This is a genomic window from Roseateles sp. L2-2 (assembly GCF_050613215.1).
GTDB lineage: Bacteria > Pseudomonadota > Gammaproteobacteria > Burkholderiales > Burkholderiaceae_C > Roseateles > Roseateles noduli.
The window spans coordinates 740358-758726 of record NZ_CP192509.1 but is presented as its reverse complement, the minus strand read 5'-3'; the positions used below and the strand labels follow the sequence as shown (position 1 = coordinate 758726).

15 protein-coding genes are annotated in these 18369 nt (G+C 69.7%); 6 read left to right on the top strand and 9 right to left on the bottom strand.

Annotated elements, in window-relative coordinates:
- The first annotated feature begins 47 nt into the window (after positions 1 to 47).
- The 3 genes from ACQZ13_RS03525 (at position 48) to ACQZ13_RS03515 (ending at position 3021) form a co-directional block, all read left to right on the top strand.
- Entirely contained in the window at positions 48 to 1211 is a 1164-nt protein-coding gene (locus ACQZ13_RS03525; RefSeq protein WP_431049863.1) for a LysM peptidoglycan-binding domain-containing protein, read from the top strand.
- A gap of 67 nt (positions 1212 to 1278) precedes the next feature.
- Positions 1279 to 2457, top strand: coding sequence for a DNA-processing protein DprA (dprA, locus tag ACQZ13_RS03520; RefSeq protein WP_431049862.1), 1179 nt, complete (start codon positions 1279 to 1281; stop codon positions 2455 to 2457).
- Positions 2458 to 2568: 111 nt separating this feature from the next.
- A complete protein-coding gene (locus tag ACQZ13_RS03515) occupies positions 2569 to 3021 on the top strand; it encodes a DUF494 family protein (protein WP_088404638.1) in 453 nt (150 codons plus the stop codon).
- Positions 3022 to 3151: 130 nt separating this feature from the next.
- On the opposite strand, the gene ACQZ13_RS03510 is transcribed toward ACQZ13_RS03515, so the two are convergent.
- From ACQZ13_RS03510 to yajC, 4 genes are all read right to left on the bottom strand, one after another.
- On the bottom strand, positions 3152 to 5596 hold the full coding sequence (locus ACQZ13_RS03510) for a DUF1631 family protein (protein WP_431049861.1): 2445 nt from the start codon (positions 5594 to 5596) through the stop codon (positions 3152 to 3154).
- Positions 5597 to 5629: 33 nt separating this feature from the next.
- A complete protein-coding gene (secF, locus tag ACQZ13_RS03505) occupies positions 5630 to 6664 on the bottom strand; it encodes a protein translocase subunit SecF (protein ID WP_431049860.1) in 1035 nt (344 codons plus the stop codon).
- A gap of 36 nt (positions 6665 to 6700) precedes the next feature.
- Positions 6701 to 8608 (bottom strand): protein translocase subunit SecD, encoded by a 1908-nt coding sequence (gene secD / locus ACQZ13_RS03500; protein ID WP_431049859.1) that lies wholly within the window; start codon positions 8606 to 8608, stop codon positions 6701 to 6703.
- A gap of 154 nt (positions 8609 to 8762) precedes the next feature.
- Positions 8763 to 9092, bottom strand: coding sequence for a preprotein translocase subunit YajC (gene yajC / locus ACQZ13_RS03495; protein WP_067278751.1), 330 nt, complete (start codon positions 9090 to 9092; stop codon positions 8763 to 8765).
- A 217-nt stretch (positions 9093 to 9309) separates the two neighbouring features.
- Here yajC and ACQZ13_RS03490 point away from each other — a divergent pair, with 217 nt between their 5' ends.
- A complete protein-coding gene (locus tag ACQZ13_RS03490) occupies positions 9310 to 9975 on the top strand; it encodes a GntR family transcriptional regulator (protein WP_431049858.1) in 666 nt (221 codons plus the stop codon).
- Between the two features lie 195 nt (positions 9976 to 10170).
- On the opposite strand, the gene ACQZ13_RS03485 is transcribed toward ACQZ13_RS03490, so the two are convergent.
- Together ACQZ13_RS03485 and ACQZ13_RS03480 are read right to left on the bottom strand one after the other, a co-directional pair.
- Positions 10171 to 10695, bottom strand: a complete 525-nt coding sequence (locus ACQZ13_RS03485; protein ID WP_431049857.1) for a hypothetical protein — start codon at positions 10693 to 10695, stop codon at positions 10171 to 10173.
- Positions 10696 to 10919: 224 nt separating this feature from the next.
- Positions 10920 to 11873 (bottom strand): DMT family transporter, encoded by a 954-nt coding sequence (locus tag ACQZ13_RS03480; RefSeq protein WP_431049856.1) that lies wholly within the window; start codon positions 11871 to 11873, stop codon positions 10920 to 10922.
- A 97-nt stretch (positions 11874 to 11970) separates the two neighbouring features.
- On the opposite strand from ACQZ13_RS03480, the gene ACQZ13_RS03475 reads away from it, so the two are divergent.
- Both ACQZ13_RS03475 and ACQZ13_RS03470 read left to right on the top strand, forming a co-directional pair.
- Positions 11971 to 12867: a LysR family transcriptional regulator gene (locus tag ACQZ13_RS03475; RefSeq protein WP_431049855.1), complete on the top strand. Its 897-nt coding sequence runs from the start codon at positions 11971 to 11973 to the stop codon at positions 12865 to 12867.
- Positions 12864 to 14459: a glycine betaine ABC transporter substrate-binding protein gene (locus ACQZ13_RS03470; protein WP_431049854.1), complete on the top strand. Its 1596-nt coding sequence runs from the start codon at positions 12864 to 12866 to the stop codon at positions 14457 to 14459. Before ACQZ13_RS03475 ends, ACQZ13_RS03470 begins: the two co-directional genes overlap by 4 nt.
- Before the next feature lie 66 nt (positions 14460 to 14525).
- Here the strand turns inward: ACQZ13_RS03470 and ACQZ13_RS03465 are convergent, their stop codons facing one another.
- The 3 genes from ACQZ13_RS03465 to ACQZ13_RS03455 form a co-directional block, all read right to left on the bottom strand.
- The gene (locus ACQZ13_RS03465) at positions 14526 to 15644 is read right to left on the bottom strand and encodes an HDOD domain-containing protein (RefSeq protein WP_431049853.1); all 1119 of its coding nucleotides are present in this window, start codon (positions 15642 to 15644) and stop codon (positions 14526 to 14528) included.
- A 135-nt stretch (positions 15645 to 15779) separates the two neighbouring features.
- Complete coding sequence (locus ACQZ13_RS03460) at positions 15780 to 16511, bottom strand: ABC transporter ATP-binding protein (RefSeq protein ID WP_431049852.1); 732 nt, start codon at positions 16509 to 16511, stop codon at positions 15780 to 15782.
- Position 16512: 1 nt separating this feature from the next.
- On the bottom strand, positions 16513 to 18369 hold the full coding sequence (locus ACQZ13_RS03455) for an ABC transporter permease subunit (RefSeq protein ID WP_431049851.1): 1857 nt from the start codon (positions 18367 to 18369) through the stop codon (positions 16513 to 16515).

Below are 18369 nucleotides of genomic sequence, written 5' to 3'. Positions count from 1 at the left end.
CCACTGGCCACGAGGGGCCTTCGATCTCGGCGCGCGGAGAACAAGTAATGACGCAAAGGCGGCCGCTGGGCTTGACGATGATTTCTGCAGCCCTGCTGGCGGGCACCTTTGCCGCCGCACCGTCGTTCGCGGCGGGGGACTTCCCCATCACCCAAGGACAGCGCCAGACGGCGCAGCAGGTCGCCCAGGCCGGCGTGCCCCTGTCGGAGCTGGCGCCCAACGCCCCCGACACGTACACCGTCAAGACGGGCGACACGCTGTGGGCCATCTCGGGCCTGTTCCTGAAGAGCCCGTGGCGCTGGCCCGAGCTCTGGGGCATGAACACCGAGCAGATCCGCAACCCCCACCTGATCTACCCCGGTCAGGTGTTGATGCTGATCAAGTCCGACGGACGCGCCCGCCTCCAGCTGGGCCGCGACGTCGGCGCCGGCGGCCCGGGCGGCACCGTGAAGCTGTCGCCGCGGGTGCGCGCCGAGTCGCTCTACGACGGGTCCATCGCCGCGATCCCGCAACACCTGATCGAGCCCTTCCTCAACGAGGCCGTGGTGCTCAACGGCAATGAGCTGGCCGCGTCGCCGCGCATCGTCTCCGCACAGGAAAGCCGCGTCTGGATGGCCAAGGGCGACCTGGCCTATGCCCGCGGCAACCTGCCTGCGGAAGCGACCTCCTTCCGCGTCTTCCGCGAGCCGCGCCCGCTGCGCGATCCCGACACCAAGGAAGTGCTGGGTTACGAGGCCGTCTATGTCGGCACCGCCGACCTGACCCGCCCCGGCGTAGCCGCCAACGGCAAGAATGTCGAGGTACCGGCCACGTTGACGATCACGCTGAACCGCGTGGAAGCCCAGCCGGGCGACCGCCTGGCCCCGGTCCCGGAACGCGGCTACACCAGCTACGTCCCGCACGCGCCGCAAGGCGTGGTCAACGGCACGATCGTGTCGGTCTACGGCGATGCGATCACCGCCGGACAGAACCAGATCGTGGCGCTGAACAAGGGGCGCGTCGACGGCATGGAGCGCGGCCATGTGCTGGCGCTGTGGCACAAGGGCCGCATCGTGCGCGACCCGACGACGGAGCGCCGCGAGGAGATCAAGCTGCCTGACGAGCGTCATGGCCAGCTCTTCGTCTTCCAGGTGTTCGACCGCGTGTCGTATGCGTTGATCCTGACGGCCAAGGAACCGGTCGTCTCCGGCGACCGCTTCACGCAGCCGTAAGCGCAACCGTAGGCGCAGCGGTCAGCGCGTCGGCTCTCCGGACCAGTTCGCCCCGAGGACCGCACGGATGCGCCCGGACGAACTCCGCGACTGGCTGCACCTGCTGTCCTGCGTCTCCCGCGGAGCGGCCCGACGGCTGCTCGCGCGTCACGGTTCCCCGGGCGCGGTCCTGAAGGCTGGCCGCGCCGGCTGGGGCGCCATCCTCGGCGCCGAGGAGGCGACGCTGCTGGACCGCGGACCGGAACATCTGGCTCGGCTGGTGCGTCGGACCGAGGACTGGCTGGGCAGCGGCGAGCGCCGCTCGATCCTGCTGCTGGGCGCGCCCGACTATCCCCTCCCCCTCCTGCACACGGCGGATCCGCCGCTGATGCTCTACCTCGACGGACGTCGCGAGCTGCTCGGCGAACGTTGCGTCGCCGTCGTCGGCAGTCGGCGGCCCAGTCCGCAAGGCGACGAGAACGCGCGCTACTTCGCCGCCGGTCTGGGCGAAGCGGGCTTCTGCGTCGTCTCCGGCCTGGCCCAGGGCATCGACGGCGCCGCGCATGAGGCCGCGCTGAACACGCGAGGCAGCACGATCGCGGTGCTCGGCACCGGGCCGGATCAGGTCTACCCGCTGGATCACGCGGACCTGTCCCGCCATGTCGCGCGGCGCGGGCTGCTCGTCAGCGAATACTTCGTCGGCACCCCGCCGATGGCGCCGAACTTCCCGCAGCGCAACCGCATCATCGCGGGACTGTCAGAGGGCTGCCTGGTGGTCGAGGCCGCCATGAAGTCAGGCTCGCTGATCACCGCCCGGCAGGCATCCGAAGCCGGCCGGGAAGTCTTCGCCGTGCCCGGGCCTATCCATGCGCCGCAATCCAAGGGCTGCCATCACCTGCTCAAGCAGGGCGCCTGCCTGGTCCAGGAACTGGACGATCTGCTCCACGAGCTGCCCGCCGGCGGCCTGCCTCGCACCGCGTCGCTAGCCCTCGACGAGCAGCCCGAGCCCGGCATCGCGCCAAGCGGTCGGGGCCAGGCCGACCCGGAGGGCGCCAGGACGGGCGGGAACGGGAACGACGACGAGGACGGCGATGACGACCACCCGCTCCTGCGCGCGATCGGTCGCGACACCGTCTCCCTCGAACAGCTGTCCCAGCGCAGCGGCTGGGCGCAGGACGAACTCAATGCGACGCTGCTCGACCTGGAGCTGGACGGCCGTGTGGCGCGGCTGCCGGGAGCGCTCTTCCAGCGCCGCCGGACCACGTGAAGCCGGACTTCGTCAAAGCAGCGTTTTCGCCTCCCTGGACGGGGAAATCCGTGCGTCGGACCGCTCATTTCGGGCGGAAGGGCTTTCGGGGCGTCGGTTATAGTCCCCGCCATGTTTGACGTCCTCGTCTACCTGTACGAAACCTATTGGCGGCCCGACGCCTGCCCGGATCACGCACAACTGACCCGGAAACTGTCGGCGGTCGGGTTCGAGGACGACGAGATCCGCGACGCCCTGTCGTGGCTGGACGGCCTGGCCGGCGCGGCCGAGTCGCATCACGGCGAGCCCGGCGAACGCAGTATGCGCGTCTACACGCGCGACGAGCAGGACCACCTGGGCGAGAGCTCCGTCGGCTTCATCAGCTTCCTGGCCTCGGCCGGCGTGCTGCCGACCGCCATGCGCGAGATGGTGATCGATCGCGCGATGGCCATCCCCGGCGGCCCGCTGGACCTGGAAGACCTGAAGATCATCGTGCTGATGGTGTTCTGGAGTCTGGGCGAAGAGCCCGATGCGCTGATCCTCGACGAGCTGTTCGTCGCGCCGGAAGAACGCCTGATCCACTGATCACGCCTGGCGTCCAAGACGCCTCCCGCTGCCGGACGACGGCAGCACGCAGAACCGGCCCCGCAGCGCGGCGCCGGTTTTTTCGTGCGTGGAAGAGCATGGAAGAGCGTGAAAGAGAGCGCCGACTGGCTCAGGCAAGCAGCCGGGTGGGATCGACTTCGAGCTTTGCGAGCGCGTTGCGCGTCGCCTTCACGGTGAGCGATTCGTCCTGCGCCGGCAGCATCAGCCCCGCCTGCAGGAACGCGGCGAGCCGGCTCAGCTGGAACAGCACGCCCCGCCCTTGCGGCGAGACGAACAGGATCAGGTGGTGCCGCAGTCCGCGCCAGACCAGTTGGACCGGTTCGACCCGGCCGCGGTAGTCCAGCATGTACCAGCTGCCGACCTGCAACTCGCGCGCCCACGCCAGCATCGCCGTCGTCGGCGCGGCACCGCCTTCGGCCACCACTTCCAGCCCTTCACACTCGTGGCTGGAGAGGTCGCGGACCAGCGTCTCGTTGATCTCGCCGGAATCGGGCGACGGCAGCATCGCCTCCAGCGTCTCGAGCTGGCTCATCAGGTCGTCCAGCCGCTCGCGCGGGATCGCCGCGGTCTTGGCGGTGAACGCCGCAGCCAGCGCATTGTTCAGCGACCGGATGTGCTCGTCCTGACGCTCATGCGTCAGGCCCGCGTGGCCCATGCCGTCGCGCAGCGTCTTCAGCAGCGGCGGCAGGCGACGGATCACCTCGGCCCGGTCCTCGCGGGACACCTTCGCGCTCGCCGACCAGATCAGGTCGGCCGCGGCGCGCTTCATCGCCTTGGTCTGCTCGGCCTGCGGACCGTAGCGCACGCCGGTCACGGCCAGCACGTCGGCCCAGACCTGGAACAGGAAGTCGCGCACGCCGTCCTGCACCGGCACCTCGGACAGCATCTTGCGCAGCTCGATCGTGTACTGGATCGCCAGCGTCTCGCGCTGCTCGACCTGCTGAGCCAGCGACACGCCCTTCTTCGAGACCTCGTTCTCCTGCTCGAAGTAGTGATCCAGGAATTTCTCGAACTCGGTCAGCACGGTCTGGAAGACGCGTCTGCCGGTGTCGGGATAGGCCTCGACGACCTGCACCACGCGCTTGATCTCGCGCTCCAGCGCGTCGCCGATCTCGGCGGTCGAGGTGCTGAAGCCCATCACGCAGGAGCCCATCCGGTCGATCAGGCGGCGCGCCGGGTGATCGTCGGCGGCGAAGAAATCGGGCTCGCTGACGGCCACGCGCAGCACCGGCATCTGCAGCCGGGCGAACCAGACGCGGATCGCCGGCGGAATGCGTTCTTCCTGCAGGATGGCCTGGAACAGCAGCGCGACCAGCTCGATCGTGGCGCGCTCGGCCGGCGTGTCGGCCGCGTTCTTCAGGACCTGCTTCAGCGCCTGATTGCGCTGGCGGATCTCGTCCAGCGCCTGCGGCGCGGTGAGCTGCTGATCGACGGTCGCGACCTTGTCCGCGCGCCGCTGCACCGCTTCCTGGGCATGGTTGATCGCGGCGCTCAGCCGCGGCGAGCCGGTCCGCGTCGACGGGCTGCCGAACTGGCCTTGAGGATTCACATGGCCTGCTGGACCCGCTGCGCCCGCATACCCGGACATCGTGCCCGGACCGGCCGGCGCGGCGGGCAGTCCGCTGCGCGTCGCCGGTCCCGCCGCAGGCATGCCGCCGGAACGGGTCGGCGCGGGCGCCTGCTGCGCCAGCTCGGGCACATGCCGCGCGAGGACGCGCTGCAACTGCGCCATCACCTGCTGGGCCGACTGGCTGGCCGGCGTTCCGACAGGACCGGCGGCCTGCGCGGCTGCGGCACTCGCATGACCGGCTGGTCCCGCCTGCGGCGCGATGCCGCCGTGGACATGACCCGGCCCCGGGGCCGGACCCAGCGGCGCGGCCTGCGTCATGGCCCCGGCCGGCGCGTTGCGGCGGATGAAGGGCCGCAGGTCCACCTCGGGCATCACCCCTTGCTGGATCAGCCAGTGGTTGGCCTCGTGATAGGCCTCGTTCAGCAGCTGGGAGAACTCATGGTGCAGCCAGCGCTGCAGCATCTGCCAGACCGAACTGCTCAGCCCGGCCTCGAACCAGGCGTCGAGCACCAGCCGCGACAGCACCTGCGCGCGCAGCAGGTCCTGCTGCGGCAGGTCGTCGACGCGTTCGAGCGACTGCATGCGATTGCGCAGGTCGCTGAATTCCCAGCTGGCCTTGTCCATCATCGCCAGCGCCAGCCGCGAGGCGATGATCTCGCGCTCGATCGTGTCGTCGCTGACGAGGGTCAGGTTCTGCGGCCGCGACGACAGCGAGGCCGACCGGGAGTCGCCTGCGCCGTGGTGGTAGGCATGCCGCAGCGACTTGCCCAGCCTCGCGTGCCAGGGCGTCGAGGACCGCTGCCACGCCTCGAAGGCGTCGCGACGGGCCATCTGCAGGGAGTGCTCCGCCGGCTGAGCGAGCTGGTCCTGCACCGCCGTGGTGAGGACGGCCACCATGGCGGGCAGCCCTCGCAGCAGCACCTCCGTATGGACGCGCCGCGCTTGCGAAGCCAGGGCCTGGGATCTTGCGTCGGCGGCGGTCATCGAGCTCGAGTTTGAGGAGTGCGGATGACTCTACTACACCACCGCGCCCGCGTTGGGGTCATCCGGGTCCCCGGCCTTCGCCGGACCGGCCTTGACCAGGTCCTCGCGCTTGACGCCCAGCCACATCGCGATCGCCGCGGCCACGAAGACCGACGAGTAGATGCCGAACAGGATGCCGATCGTCAGCGCCACCGCGAAGTAGTGCAGCGTCGGGCCGCCGAACAGCAGCATCGACAGCACCATCATCTGCGTCGAGCCGTGCGTGATGATCGTGCGGCTGATCGTGGACGTGATCGCGTGGTCGATGATCTCGTGGGTGTTGAGCTTGCGGTACTTCCGGAAGGCCTCGCGGATCCGGTCGAAGATGACCACCGACTCGTTCACCGAGTAGCCCAGCACCGCCAGGATCGCCGCCAGCACCGCCAGCGAGAACTCCCACTGGAAGTAGGCGAAGAAGCCCAGGATGATCACCACGTCGTGCAGGTTGGCGATGATGCCGGCCACGGCGAACTTCCACTCGAAGCGGAAGGCCAGGTACAGCATGATGCCGATCACCGTGAAGCCCAGCGCCATCGCGGCGTCGTGCGCCAGCTCGGCGCCGACCGACGGGCCGACGACCTCGCTGCGGGTCTTCTTCAGCGGTTCGGCGTCGCCGACCGCGCAGGCCTGGCGATTGATCGACTCGCCCTGCGGCGTGATCTCGCGGTGGTCGACGACCTTGCCGTTCTCCGCCTTGCAGAGCTCGGCGAACACGTGGTCGGCGACCTCGTCCTGCTTGACGCCGGGCTTGATCGGCAGCCGGATCATGACGTCGCGCGAGGTGCCGAAGTTGGTCACCTGGATCTCGCCGAAGCCCATCTGCTCGACGGTGTGACGCGTCTTGTTGATGTCGGCGGCCTGGGCGTACTGGACCTCGACCACCGTGCCGCCGGTGAACTCGATCGAGAAGTGCAGGCCCTTCGTGACCAGGAAGAAGACCGCGGCGACGAAGGTGAGGAAGGACACGGCGTTGAGGATCAACGCGTGCTTCATGAACGGGATGTCCCGTTTGATTCGGAAGAATTCCATGGCGGGGTGCGCTCGCTAGGGGGGCCGCAGCCGTTGTTACTTGGCCTCGACGGCGTCCGCCGTCGATTCGGTCGGGAGCGCGGTCGTGCCGGGCTTCCAGACGGTGCCGATGGACACCGACTTCAGCCGCTTGCGGCCGCCGTACCAGAGGTTGACCAGCGCGCGCGAGAACATCACCGACGAGATCATCGAGGTGATGATGCCCAGGCAGTGCACCACCGCGAAGCCCTTGATCGGACCCGAGCCGAAGGCCAGCAGCGCCAGGCCCGCGATCAGCGTCGTCACGTTGGAGTCCAGGATGGTCGCCCACGCGCGTTCGTAGCCGGCGTGGATCGCCTGCTGCGGCGCGAGCCCGGCGCGCAGTTCCTCGCGCACCCGCTCGTTGATCAGCACGTTGGCGTCGATGGCCATGCCCAGCACCAGCGCGATCGCGGCAATGCCCGGCAGGCTCAGCGTGGCCTGCATCATCGACAGCACCGCCAGCAGCAGCAGCAGGTTGAAGCCCAGCGCCACCGCGGAGAACACGCCGAACATCATGTAGTACAGGCACATGAAGATCGCCACCGCGACGAAGCCCCACGTCACCGACGCGATGCCCTTCTCGATGTTGTCCTTGCCCAGCGACGGGCCGATGGTGCGTTCCTCGATGATCTCCATCGGCGCGGCCAGCGAGCCGGCGCGCAGCAGCAGCGCGGTGTCGCTGGCTTCCTGCGTGGACATGGCGCCGCCGGTGATGGAGAAGCTGTTGCCCAGCTCGCCGCGAATGACCGGGGCGGTCACGACCTGGCCCTTGCCCTTCTCGAACAGCAGGATCGCCAGGCGCTTGCCGATGTTCTCGCGCGAGACGTCCTTGACGATGCGGGCGCCCTTGGCGTCCATCTTCAGGGTCACGGAGGGCTGATGGTTCTCGTCGAAGCTCGACTGCGCGTCGTTCAGGTTGTCGCCGGTGACGACGACCTGGCGCTTCACGATGATCGGCGTGACGCCGTCCTTCTCGGTGAAGCGCTCCGTGCCGAAGGGCACCGGACCGGTGCCCGCCAGCGCGGCGTTGGCCTCGGCGCTGTCGTCCACCATGCGCATTTCCAGCGTCGCGGTGCGGCCGATGATGTCCTTGGCCTTGGTCGTGTCCTGCACGCCCGGCAGCTGGACGACGACGCGGTCGCGGCCCTGCTGCAGGATCACCGGCTCGGCGACGCCCAGCTCGTTGACGCGGTTGTGCAGCGTGGTGATGTTCTGCTTGATCGCGGCGTCCTGGACGGCGATCACCGCCTTGGGCGTCAGAGAACCGGTCAGGCGCAGCTCGGTGCCGGCGCCGGACGGCGTCCAGGCGAAATCAGGCACCTGGTCGCGCAGCAGGTTCTGCGCCTGCGTGCGGACGGCCTCGTCGCGGAAGTTGATGACGACGTCGTTGCCTTCGCGGCTGACGCCGGCGTGGCGGATCGTCTTGTCGCGCAGCATGGTGCGGACGTCGGAGGCCATCGACTCGGCCTTCTTCGTCAGCGCGGACTTCATGTCGACCTGCATCAGGAAGTGCACGCCGCCGCGCAGGTCCAGGCCCAGGTACATCGGGAACGCGTGCAGCGCGCTCAGCCAGGCCGGCGAACGGGACGCCAGGTTCAGCGCGACGATGTAGGTCGGATCGTTGGTCTCGTTGCCGTTCAGGGCCTTCGAGATCGCGTCCTTGGCCTTGATCTGGGCGTCGGTGTCATGGAAGCGGGCGCGGATCGAGCCGCCTTCCAGATGGACGAAGTCCGGCGTGACGCCGACCTGCGTGATCGCCTGCTCGACGCGCTGGCGGACCGCGTCGTCGATCTTGACGACGACCTTGGCGCTGGACACCTGCACCGCCGGCGCTTCGCCGAACAGGTTGGGCAAGGTGTAGATCAGGCCGACCAGCAGCGCCACGACGAGCAGCGCGTACTTCCACAGCGGATAACGGTTCATGAGGAGATCCTCTGCAAACCAGGCGCCGCGTCGGCCGATGCAGTCATCGGGCCCGCGGGTGCCTCTGAAAACCGACCCGGCGCGTGCGTGGCACGGGCCGGGTCGTCAGGGAGCGGTCACGCCAGGCGCGGCCGCCCCGGGTCGGGGTTTCGGATTATTTCGAGACGGTGCCCTTGGGCAGGACCTGCACGACGGACGTGCGCTGCACCTGGATCTCGACGCCGGAGGCGATCTCGACGGTCAGGTACTGCTCGCCGATCTTGACGACCTTGCCGAGCATGCCGCCGCCGGTGATGACCTCGTCGCCCTTGGCCAGGGCTTCGACCATCGTCTTGTGCTCCTTCTGGCGCTTCATCTGGGGACGGATCATCACGAAGTACATGACGACGAAGACGGCCACCAGGGGCAGCATCTGCAGGAAGCCGCCCGTGGGGTCGGACGAGGCAGCAGGCGCGGCCTGGGCGAAAGCGTTGGAGATAAACACGTCGATATCCTCAGGAATTGCGTTGGCGTCGGCCCGCGGGCCGGAGCGCCGCCGGACACGAGGTCCTGGCGTACGGAAGAACCGGTGATTGTATGCGGCCCACCCGGCCGGCCCGGCGCCCGCCGGACGCGGATTTAACTGGGGTTGACCTGCGCAAACTCAATCCGGTCCCACCCCAGGGATTGCCCGCATGGCAGACCTGCGATGATCCGCGCCCATGACTTCAGACACCCTAGACCTGCAGGACGTCGACAAACGCCGCCAGGCGGACCAGGCGTACGACGCGATCGAGACGCTGATCGCGACCCTGCAGCTGCGCCCGGGCGCGCCGGTGGTGGAGTCGGAGCTGATCGCGCGGATCGGCCTGGGGCGGACACCCACGCGCGAGGCGCTGATGCGGCTGGTCGCCAGCGGGCTGATCGCGCAGCAGCCGCGGCGCGGCCTGCTGGTCAGCGACATGCCGCTGGCGGAACACCTGGACCTGCTGGAGGCGCGTCGGCCGCTGGAGCGGCTGATCGCCTGCTGCTCGGCGCGGCGGGCGTCGCCGGCGCAGCGTTCGGAGCTGCTGGCCTGCGCGGCGCTGATGGCCGAGGCGGCGGAACGCCACGACCTCGAGGCCTACATGCGGGTGGACCAGGCGCTGGACCGCGTCAACCACACGGCCTGCCGCAACCGCTACGCGGTGGCGGCGGTGCTGCCGATGATCATCCAGTGCCGGCGCTTCTGGTACGCGTACCGGCATCTGGGCGATGTCGCCGTCGGGGCGCGCGCCCATCAGCGCCTGGCGGAAGCGATCGCGGGCGGCGACGGCGAGGCCGCGGCATCAGCCTCCGACACCCTGATGGACCATCTGCGCGCGTTCACGCAGCAGGTGATCGCTTGAAGTTCCTTGGCGGCGCCACGGTCTCATTGATGGCCAGATCTTTCGAGCGCTCGTCTGCCGGGGTCGCCTCGAACTGAGGTTCGCCGGAGACCGCGGAGGCGGGGGACAGCAGCGATGGCGATGGCGTCGACGAACGCTTCGCCCGCTTGCTGAGCTGGCCGGGACCGCGGCGCACGGCGGTCCTGCCGGGAGCGTTCACCGGAAGCGCACCCGCGCGACGCTGATCTGCGTCGATCCGTCCGGCAAAGGCTTCACCGAGACGACGCGAAAGTTCTTCGGCAGGCCAACCTTGTAGAGCTGACCACCCGCATCGGGCTTGTCGTCGTCGCAGGTCAACGGACCGCCGTCCTTGGGCTTGCCCCGCGGCGCGTCGGCGGCGCCGCAGTCGAGCGGCGTGCCGTAGCGCGACAACGCGCGGCGATAGAACCTGCCGATGCGGTCGACGTCGTCACGGCTCTGGAACTTCCCCGCCGCCAGCTGCATGCCGAACAGGCCGCCCCACAGGCTCATCTGCACGCTGGACTTGTCTTCGTCGTGATCCTTGTAGGGCACGGCGCCGGGATAGAGCGGCGTGTCGAGTTCGGAACCGTCGGTCTTGCTGTCGACCGTGATGCCGGCGCTGAAGCCTTCCGAGGCCGGCGGCGGCGGCGCGGGCTGCGCGCAGGCGCCGAGCGCCAGCGTGAGCGCACCGATCAGCAGCACCGCGCGGGGCTTCCGCACAGAGGCGGCCGGCAAGCCGGTCGGAGCGAAGGCGGGCCGAAGCGACGAAGGCGATGGCGACGGCGATGGCGACGAAGAGCTCGACGGCTGGTTCACAGGATGCTCCCTGGTTCGAGGTGTGCGATGCACTCTACGAACCCGCGCGGTCCGCCGCTCGTCCGCGGCGACCAACTGCATCCTGGGACGGACAGGCCGCCGCAATCCCGGGCCGAGCGATCGCCTCCTCAGGCGCGGCGCCGCAGGGTCCACAGTGCCGCGGCGATCAGGCCGACACCGACCATCTGGGAGAGGCTCAGCGCTCGGCCGTAGACCGCCCAGTCGACCAGCACGGCAGTGCCCGGATAGACGAACTGCAGCACCGCGATGCGACCGGTGCCCAGCCTTGCCATGCCGGCGTACAGCACGACATAGGCCAGGCCGGTGTGCAGCACGCCGAGTCCGGCCAGCCAACCCCAGGATGCGCCGAACGCCGGCAATCCGTGCATCAGCGGCCACGGCAGCAGCACGACCGCGCCCACGACGCACTGGCCCGCCGACAACGCGAACGATCCGGCGCGGTCGGCTTCGAGCTTGGCGATGAAGCTGGCCGCCGCATAGCTCACCGAACCGAGCAGGCACATCCCGATGCCCAGCGCATAGCCGGACTGGCCCATGGCGCCGCCGGCCATCCCCGTCCACGCTCCGCCAGCAGCGAACAACTCGTCCGCGATGCCTGTCGCCAGTGTGAGTCCGCACAACGCGACGGCCGCCGCCGACCACTGCGCACGGGTGACGCGTTCGCGCAGCCAGAACGCTCCCATCGCCATCAACCAGAAGGGCTGCACATGGAACACCACCGTCGACACGGCGATCGAACAACGCGGGATCGCCGCGAAGAACAGCCCCCAGTTCACCACCGTGAGCAGCCCCACGGCGAGCACCGCGCCCAGCGCACGGCCGCGCAGCCGCACGAGCTCGCGGAGCTGGCCTCGCACGGCGCCCCACAGCAGCAGCGCCGCGAGGCCGAACACGCAGCGGAACCACACCGTCGTGGCGGGATCCTGGCCCGCCTCCTCGACGAACACGCCGATCGTGCCGAGCAGCAGCCCGCCGCCGACCATGAGCGCCTGGCCTTCGCGCGAGCGTCGGTCCAGCGCACTGGAGGGAGAAGCGGGGGATGAAACGAGCGATGAGGACATCCGTCGAGTCTGTGTCGCCACCTTCATTCGGCAAAGCGAATCCTCTTCACGCTTAGCATCACGGAATCGAATGGATGCCCGCTGGGCGGAGGACCGGATGCCCTCGACCGACCTGCAACTGGATTGGCTGCGCGCCTTCGTCGCGGCGGTGGACGCCGGCTCGCTGACGGCTGCGGGCGCGTTGGTGCACCGCTCGCAATCCGCGCTGAGCATGCAGATCGCCAAGCTGGAACAGGCGGTCGGCCAACCGGTGCTGATGCGAACGCCGCGACGCCTGGACCTGACGCCGGCGGGGCGCGAGCTGCTGGGCCACGCGCGCCGCCTGATCGCCCAGCATGACGAGGCCGTCCAGGCGCTGCGGCGCGAGACGCTGCACGGCCGGCTCACCATCGGCGTGCCGGAGGACTACGCCCTGCCCTACCTCACCCCGGTCCTGCGCGACTTCGCCGGCCGGCACACGGCGGTGGAGCTGACCCTGGTCTGCCAGCAGTCGACGGTGCTCATCCCGCGGGTGACGCGCGGCGAAGTCGACGTGGCCGTCGTGACGCGAGATCGCGTGGGGCGCGGTCAGCCGCTGTTCGATGAACCGCTGGCCTGGTTCGGCGCGCCGCGCTTCGAGGCGTGGCGTCAGACGCCGCTGCCCGTCGCGGTCTACGAGTCGGGCAGCCTCGCGCGCAAGGCGGCGCTGTCCGCGTTGGCCGCGCTGAAGCGGCCGCATCGCATCGTCTGCGACAGCGCCAGCCCCGCCGGCATGCTGGCCGCCGTGGAGAGCGGCCTGGCGATCGCGTTGTTCACGCGATGCAGCGTGCCCGAGGGCATGGAACTCCTCGACGAGCGGCACGGCATGCCGCCCGCGACCTCGCTGCCGGCGATGTCGGTGGTGCTGATGCGCAGCAAGGCGTCGGCCGGCTCGGCGGCGGCCGACGCCTTCGCGGGCCAGGTCTTGCGCACGCTGGCGCGCACCCGGACCGGCTCGACTATGCTGCGCCGATGATGCTGCTCCGACGGCTGCGGCCCCTCCTTCTCCTGCTGGTCTGCGCGGCGCTGACGGGCGCGTCGGGCGCCTGGGCCGCGGAGCCGCTGCGCATCGGCTCGAAGCGCTTCACCGAGAGCTACATCCTGGCCGAGGTCCTCGCGCAGACGGTGCGCGCCGACGATCCGTCCGCCGGGGTCGAGGTCCGCCAGGGACTGGGCAACACCGCCATCGTCCACGCGGCGCTGAAGGCGGGCAGCATCGACGTCTACCCCGAATACCTGGGCACGATCGAACGCGAGATCCTCGGCCACCCCGCCACCGGCGCGCCGCTCGAACAGCTGCAGGCGGAACTGCGGCCGCTGGGCCTGGCGATCGGCGTCCCGCTGGGCTTCAACAACGGCTACGCGCTGGCGATGCGGTCGGCACAGGCGCGCGAACTCGGGCTCACCACGCTGTCGCAGTTGAAGGCGCAGCCGGCGCTGAAGCTCGGCCTCAGCAATGAATTCCTGGGGCGCGCCGACGGCTGGCCCGGCCTGTCGAAGCGCTACGCGCTGCCGCAGTCGCCGACGGGGCTCGATCACGGTCTCGCCTACCGCGCGCTGGCCGACGCACAGATCGACGTCACCGACGTCTACACGACCGACGCGCAGATCGCGGCGCTCGACCTCACGGTGCTGGCGGACGACGGCCATTTCTTCCCGCGCTACGACGCGGTGCTGCTGTATCGCATCGATCTGCCGCAACGGCATCCGCGCGCCTGGGCGGCGCTGCAGAAGTTGCAGGGGCGCATCGACGAAACCGCCATGATCGCGATGAACGCGCAGGCCGAGGTCAAGCGGCAGCCGTTCGATGCGATCGCACGGGAGTTCCTGGCGGCTCACGGTCAGAAGTCTGCGGCCTCCGGCTCATCCGCATCCGCATCCGCATCCGGATCCGCATCGGCCGCGCCCTCGTCTTCGCCGGGCGCCGAGACGGCCAGGTCCGGTCTGTGGTCGAGACTCACCGGACCGGATCTCGGACGCCTCACCTTGCAGCATCTGGCGCTGGTCCTGGGCGCCGTCGCGCTGGCCACGCTGGTGGGTGTGCCGCTCGCGGTCGCGCTGCACCCGTGGCCGCGCTGGCGCGAGGCGCTGCTCGCCGTCTGCGCGCTGCTGCAGACCGTGCCTTCCCTGGCGATGCTGGCGCTGCTCATCTGGGCGATGAACCGGATCGGACCGGTGCCGGCATTGATCGCGCTCACCCTCTACGCGCTGCTGCCGGTCCTGCGCAATTGCACGGTGGGTCTCAGCGAAGTGCCCGAAGGATTGACGACCGCGGCGCGCGCGCTCGGACTGACGCGGGGTCAGGTGCTGCGTTCGGTGCAACTGCCGCTGGCGCTGCCGGTGATGCTCGCGGGCCTGCGCACGGCGACCAGCCTGTCCGTCGGGACCGCCACGATGGCGGCCTTCATCGGCGCCGGGGGATATGGGGAACGCATCGTCACCGGACTGGCGTTGAACGATCAGACGCTGCTGCTCGCAGGCGCACTGCCGGCTGCGGCGTTGGCCTTGCTGTTCGAAGGCGTGTTCGGACTGACGGCCTGGGGATTGGCGCGAAGCCGCGGCGCTTGAAGGCTCGCCCGCTCCCCCGGGCGATACCGCTGGCGAGAGGTGCCGGCGATAGGTCGCTCTGAGCGCTCAGGAAGCGCCGGCGTTGAACTCGCGTTCGAGATCCGCGTAGCAGCGCTGCTGCGCGGCGGACCAGTCGCCCAGCTGCGCAGGCTGCAGTCCCGGCTGCATCAGCTGACGCAGCGCCACCGCCTGTGCCTGCCGCACCAGGTGGGCCAGCACGATGGACTCTGCGCCCCGGCCCGGACGCGGCGCCAGCGCTTCGGCGACCTGGGGCGGGAAGCCCCAATGCTCGACGATCTGCGCCGACCACGCCGCCGTCAGCGGCAGCAGCTGGCGATGCAGGCCTTCGCGATCCAGCGGCGGCACCGACGGCGCGGACATCCCGTCCAGCGCCCGCAGCAAGGCCATCAGACCGAGCTGGGAACTGAGCCCGGCGAGGTAGGCGGAGAACTCGTCGTCGCCCGCATTCGCCAGACGTGCGGTCGCGAACGCGGTGCGCTCGCTCAGGTCCCACAGCAGCGTGCCGGAGCGGCTGCCGTAACGGCCCTTGCCGTGATGGAAGAGCGGCCGCATCGCGACGCTCATCACCAACTGGTCCAGCCCCTGCTGGCCGAGCACCATCACCGCGCCGGCGAGATCGGTGATCTCGCGCTCGGTGCGATAGCGGGGCGAGTTGGCCAGCCGCATCAGCTCGCCCACGAGACTCGGATCACGCGACATCAGCTGCGCGAGTTCCGACGACGACACGTTGCCGCGGCGCACGAGGCGCATCAGTTGCGGCAGGACGGCGGGCAAGCGGGGCAGCAGGTCGGCCCATTGCGACCCGCGCTGCGCCTGCAGACGTTGCATCAGGCCCTGTTCGCCCGAGGACGGCGGCACATCCTTCAGACGCGACAGCCCGAACAGCCGGGTGCTGAAGTGCAGCCATTCCGGCGACGCGTCGAGACTGGGGAACACGATGTCCCCGCCGGTGTAGACGGCCGTCTGGGTCGACATCATGCCGGGGCCCTGCGAGTGCGAAGACACCGGCGAGAGCACGGGCGCGATCGGGGCGCCGGCCGGCTGGGCCGACGCGGGCGTGGCGGCCGCGCCCTTCGACGTTCCGCCGGTGGCGGACGCTCCGCCCGTCGACTTGGTGTCGCCGGAACCGGAGAGCAGTTTGCGGAGGGAGGACAGCAGAGCCATGGCGGGGATTGGCCGAATTATGGTCGGCCGCCCCCGCACGGGTGTTTCACGGGCGTCACGCTTCTCCCCCCGATTCGGGGTGTGCGGCGCGGGCGTACGCCGTTTCCGTCACGCCGCGGCGAACCGCGGAGCGACTCACGGCGCCTGGCGACTCGCGCCCAGATAGGTCTCGATCACCCGGGGATCCTTGGCCAGATCGGCGGCCCGGCCTTCGAGCGCGATCTCGCCGGTCTCCAGCACGTAGGCGTAGTCGGCGACCTCCAGCGCGGCACGGGCGTTCTGCTCGATCAGCAGGATGGAGACGCCCGCCTCGCGCAGCTGCGCGACGATGCGGAACACCTCCTTCACGATCAGCGGCGCCAGGCCCAGGCTGGGTTCGTCGAGCATCAGCAGCTTGGGGCGCGCCATCAGCGCCCGGCCGACTGCGAGCATCTGCCGTTCGCCGCCGGACAAGGTCCCGGCCAGTTGCGCGCGACGCTCCTTCAAACGCGGGAACAGCGCGTAGACGCGCTCCAACTCGTCGCGCCAGCCCTTCACGCCCAGGCGCATGGGGCGGAAGCCGCCAAGCACCAGGTTGTCCTCGACCGACATCGTCGTGAACAGCTCGCGTTTCTCAGGCACCAGCGCGAGGCCCTTCATCACGCGGTCCTCCAGGCCCAGGCCCTGGATGTCCTCGCCGTCGAACACGATCTGGCCGCGCGCCGGCAGCACGCCCATCAGCGCGTTCAGCGTCGTGCTCTTTCCCGCGCCGTTCGGACCGACGACGGTGACGACCTCGCCTTCGCGCAACCGCAGGTCCAGCCCCGTCAGCACCTCGGCGCGGCCGTAGCCCGCATGCAATCCGCTGACCTTCAGCAAGTCGCTCATGTCAGTGTTCCGTTCCCAGGTAGGCGGCGCGCACCTCGGGGCTGGCCTGCACCTCGGCGGGCGTGCCCTCGATCAGCTTGGTGCCGAACTCCATCACCACGATGCGGTCCGTCAGTCCCATCACGAAGTCCATGTCGTGCTCGACCAGCAGGATGCTCATGCCTTCGGCGCGCAGCTGGCGCAGCACCGCCGCCAGCGCCTGCTTCTCCTTGTGGCGCAGGCCTGCGGCGGGCTCGTCGAGCAGCAGCAGCGAGGGGTCGCTGCACAGCGCCCGGGCGATCTCCATCAGTCGCTGCGGTCCGAGCGCCAGGTTCCCCGCGAGTTCATGCAGATGGTCCTGCATGCCGATGCGGCGCAGCTGCGACTCGGCTTCGGCGAAGAGGCGCTTCTCCTCCGCGCGATCGAGCCGCAGCATCGCCCGCGTCGTGCCGCTGTGCGAGCGCAGGTAGCCGCCCAGAGCGACGTTCTCCAGCACCGTCATGTCCGCGATCATCTTCACGTGCTGGAAGGTGCGCGACATGCCGCGACGCGCGATCTGGCGCGCGGGCAGGCCCGTGATGAGTTCGCCGGCGAAGCGCAGCTCGCCGCTGGTCGCACCCAGCACGCCGGAGACCAGGTTGAAGGTCGTCGACTTGCCGGCCCCGTTCGGGCCGATCAGGCCCATGATCTCGCCGGCGCGCAGCTCGAAGCTGACATCGTTCACGGCGACCAGTCCGCCGAACTGCTTGCGCAGCTTGTCGAGCTTCAGCAGCACCGATCCGGCCTGCGGCTTCGCGCGCGACGCCAGCGGCGCGGCACCTTCCCAATTCCGCTCGCGCGGACGCGCGGGCCACCAGCGCGACAGCGCCGTCTGCAGCGACGGCCAGAGGCCCTTGGGCGCGTACTTCAGCATCAGCACCAGCACGACGCCGAGCACGATGATCTCGAAGTTGCCGTTGCTGCCGAGCAGTGCGGGCAACAGCTCCTTAAGCTGGTCCTCGATGATCTTGAACACGCCCGCGCCGACGAAGGCGCCCCAGACGCTCGAGACGCCGCCGACGACGGCCATGAACAGGTATTCGATGCCCATCTTCAGGCCGAAGGGGCTCGGGTTCACCGTGCGTTGGACATGCGCGAACAACCACCCCGATACCGACGCCAGCAGCGCGGCGATCAGGAAGACGACGACCTTGTAGCGGAAGGTCGAGACCCCCATCGATTCGGCCATCATGGTCGCGCCGCCGAGCGCCCGGATCGCCCGCCCCGGGCGCGAGTCCAGCAGGTTGCGCACGGCGATCGCGCCCAGGATCGCGAACAGCCAGATCAGGTAGTAGATCGCGCGGCCGTCCGCCAGGCTGACGCCGAACAGCGTGATCGCCGGCACGCCGAGCAGGCCGTCGTACTTGCCGAGCGACTCCATGTTGGCGATGGTGAAGTTCAGGCTCAGCGCCCAGGCGATCGTCGCGAGCGGCAGGTAGTGGCCCGACATCCGCAGCGTGATCAGGGCCAGCACAAGCGCGATGCCCAGCGTGATCGCGAGGCCCGCGGCCAGGCCGATCCACGGCGACAGCCCGTAGCGCGCGCTCAGCAGCGCCGTCGTGTACGCGCCGACCCCGACGAAGGCGGCCTGCCCGAACGAGGTCAGCCCGCCGACGCCGGTCAGCAGCACCAGCCCCAAGGCGACGAGCGCGAACATGCCGATGTAGTTGAGCTGGGTGATCCAGAACTCGGGGACCGGCAGCAGCGGCAGCACCGCCAGCACGGCCAGCAGCAGCGCCGGCACGATGCGGCGAGACCACGGGCGGGGGACTTTCGAAGCAGCCGCGGCGGAAGCGGGCGTGCCGGCGGCCTTCACGGCGGAGGGATCGGAGACGGCCAC

Excerpts from the sequence above, each read along its gene's own strand:
- ACQZ13_RS03515 (WP_088404638.1), top strand. The coding sequence starts at position 2,569 with ATGTTTGACGTCCTCGTCTACCTGTACGAAACCTATTGGCGGCCCGAC.
- ACQZ13_RS03510 (WP_431049861.1), bottom strand. The coding sequence starts at position 5,596 with ATGACCGCCGCCGACGCAAGATCCCAGGCCCTGGCTTCGCAAGCGCGG.
- secD (WP_431049859.1), bottom strand. The coding sequence starts at position 8,608 with ATGAACCGTTATCCGCTGTGGAAGTACGCGCTGCTCGTCGTGGCGCTG.
- secF (WP_431049860.1), bottom strand. The coding sequence starts at position 6,664 with ATGGAATTCTTCCGAATCAAACGGGACATCCCGTTCATGAAGCACGCG.
- ACQZ13_RS03490 (WP_431049858.1), top strand. The coding sequence starts at position 9,310 with ATGACTTCAGACACCCTAGACCTGCAGGACGTCGACAAACGCCGCCAG.
- ACQZ13_RS03460 (WP_431049852.1), bottom strand. The coding sequence starts at position 16,511 with ATGAGCGACTTGCTGAAGGTCAGCGGATTGCATGCGGGCTACGGCCGC.
- ACQZ13_RS03480 (WP_431049856.1), bottom strand. The coding sequence starts at position 11,873 with ATGTCCTCATCGCTCGTTTCATCCCCCGCTTCTCCCTCCAGTGCGCTG.
- ACQZ13_RS03465 (WP_431049853.1), bottom strand. The coding sequence starts at position 15,644 with ATGGCTCTGCTGTCCTCCCTCCGCAAACTGCTCTCCGGTTCCGGCGAC.
- ACQZ13_RS03525 (WP_431049863.1), top strand. The coding sequence starts at position 48 with ATGACGCAAAGGCGGCCGCTGGGCTTGACGATGATTTCTGCAGCCCTG.
- dprA (WP_431049862.1), top strand. The coding sequence starts at position 1,279 with ATGCGCCCGGACGAACTCCGCGACTGGCTGCACCTGCTGTCCTGCGTC.
- ACQZ13_RS03470 (WP_431049854.1), top strand. The coding sequence starts at position 12,864 with ATGATGCTGCTCCGACGGCTGCGGCCCCTCCTTCTCCTGCTGGTCTGC.
- ACQZ13_RS03475 (WP_431049855.1), top strand. The coding sequence starts at position 11,971 with ATGCCCTCGACCGACCTGCAACTGGATTGGCTGCGCGCCTTCGTCGCG.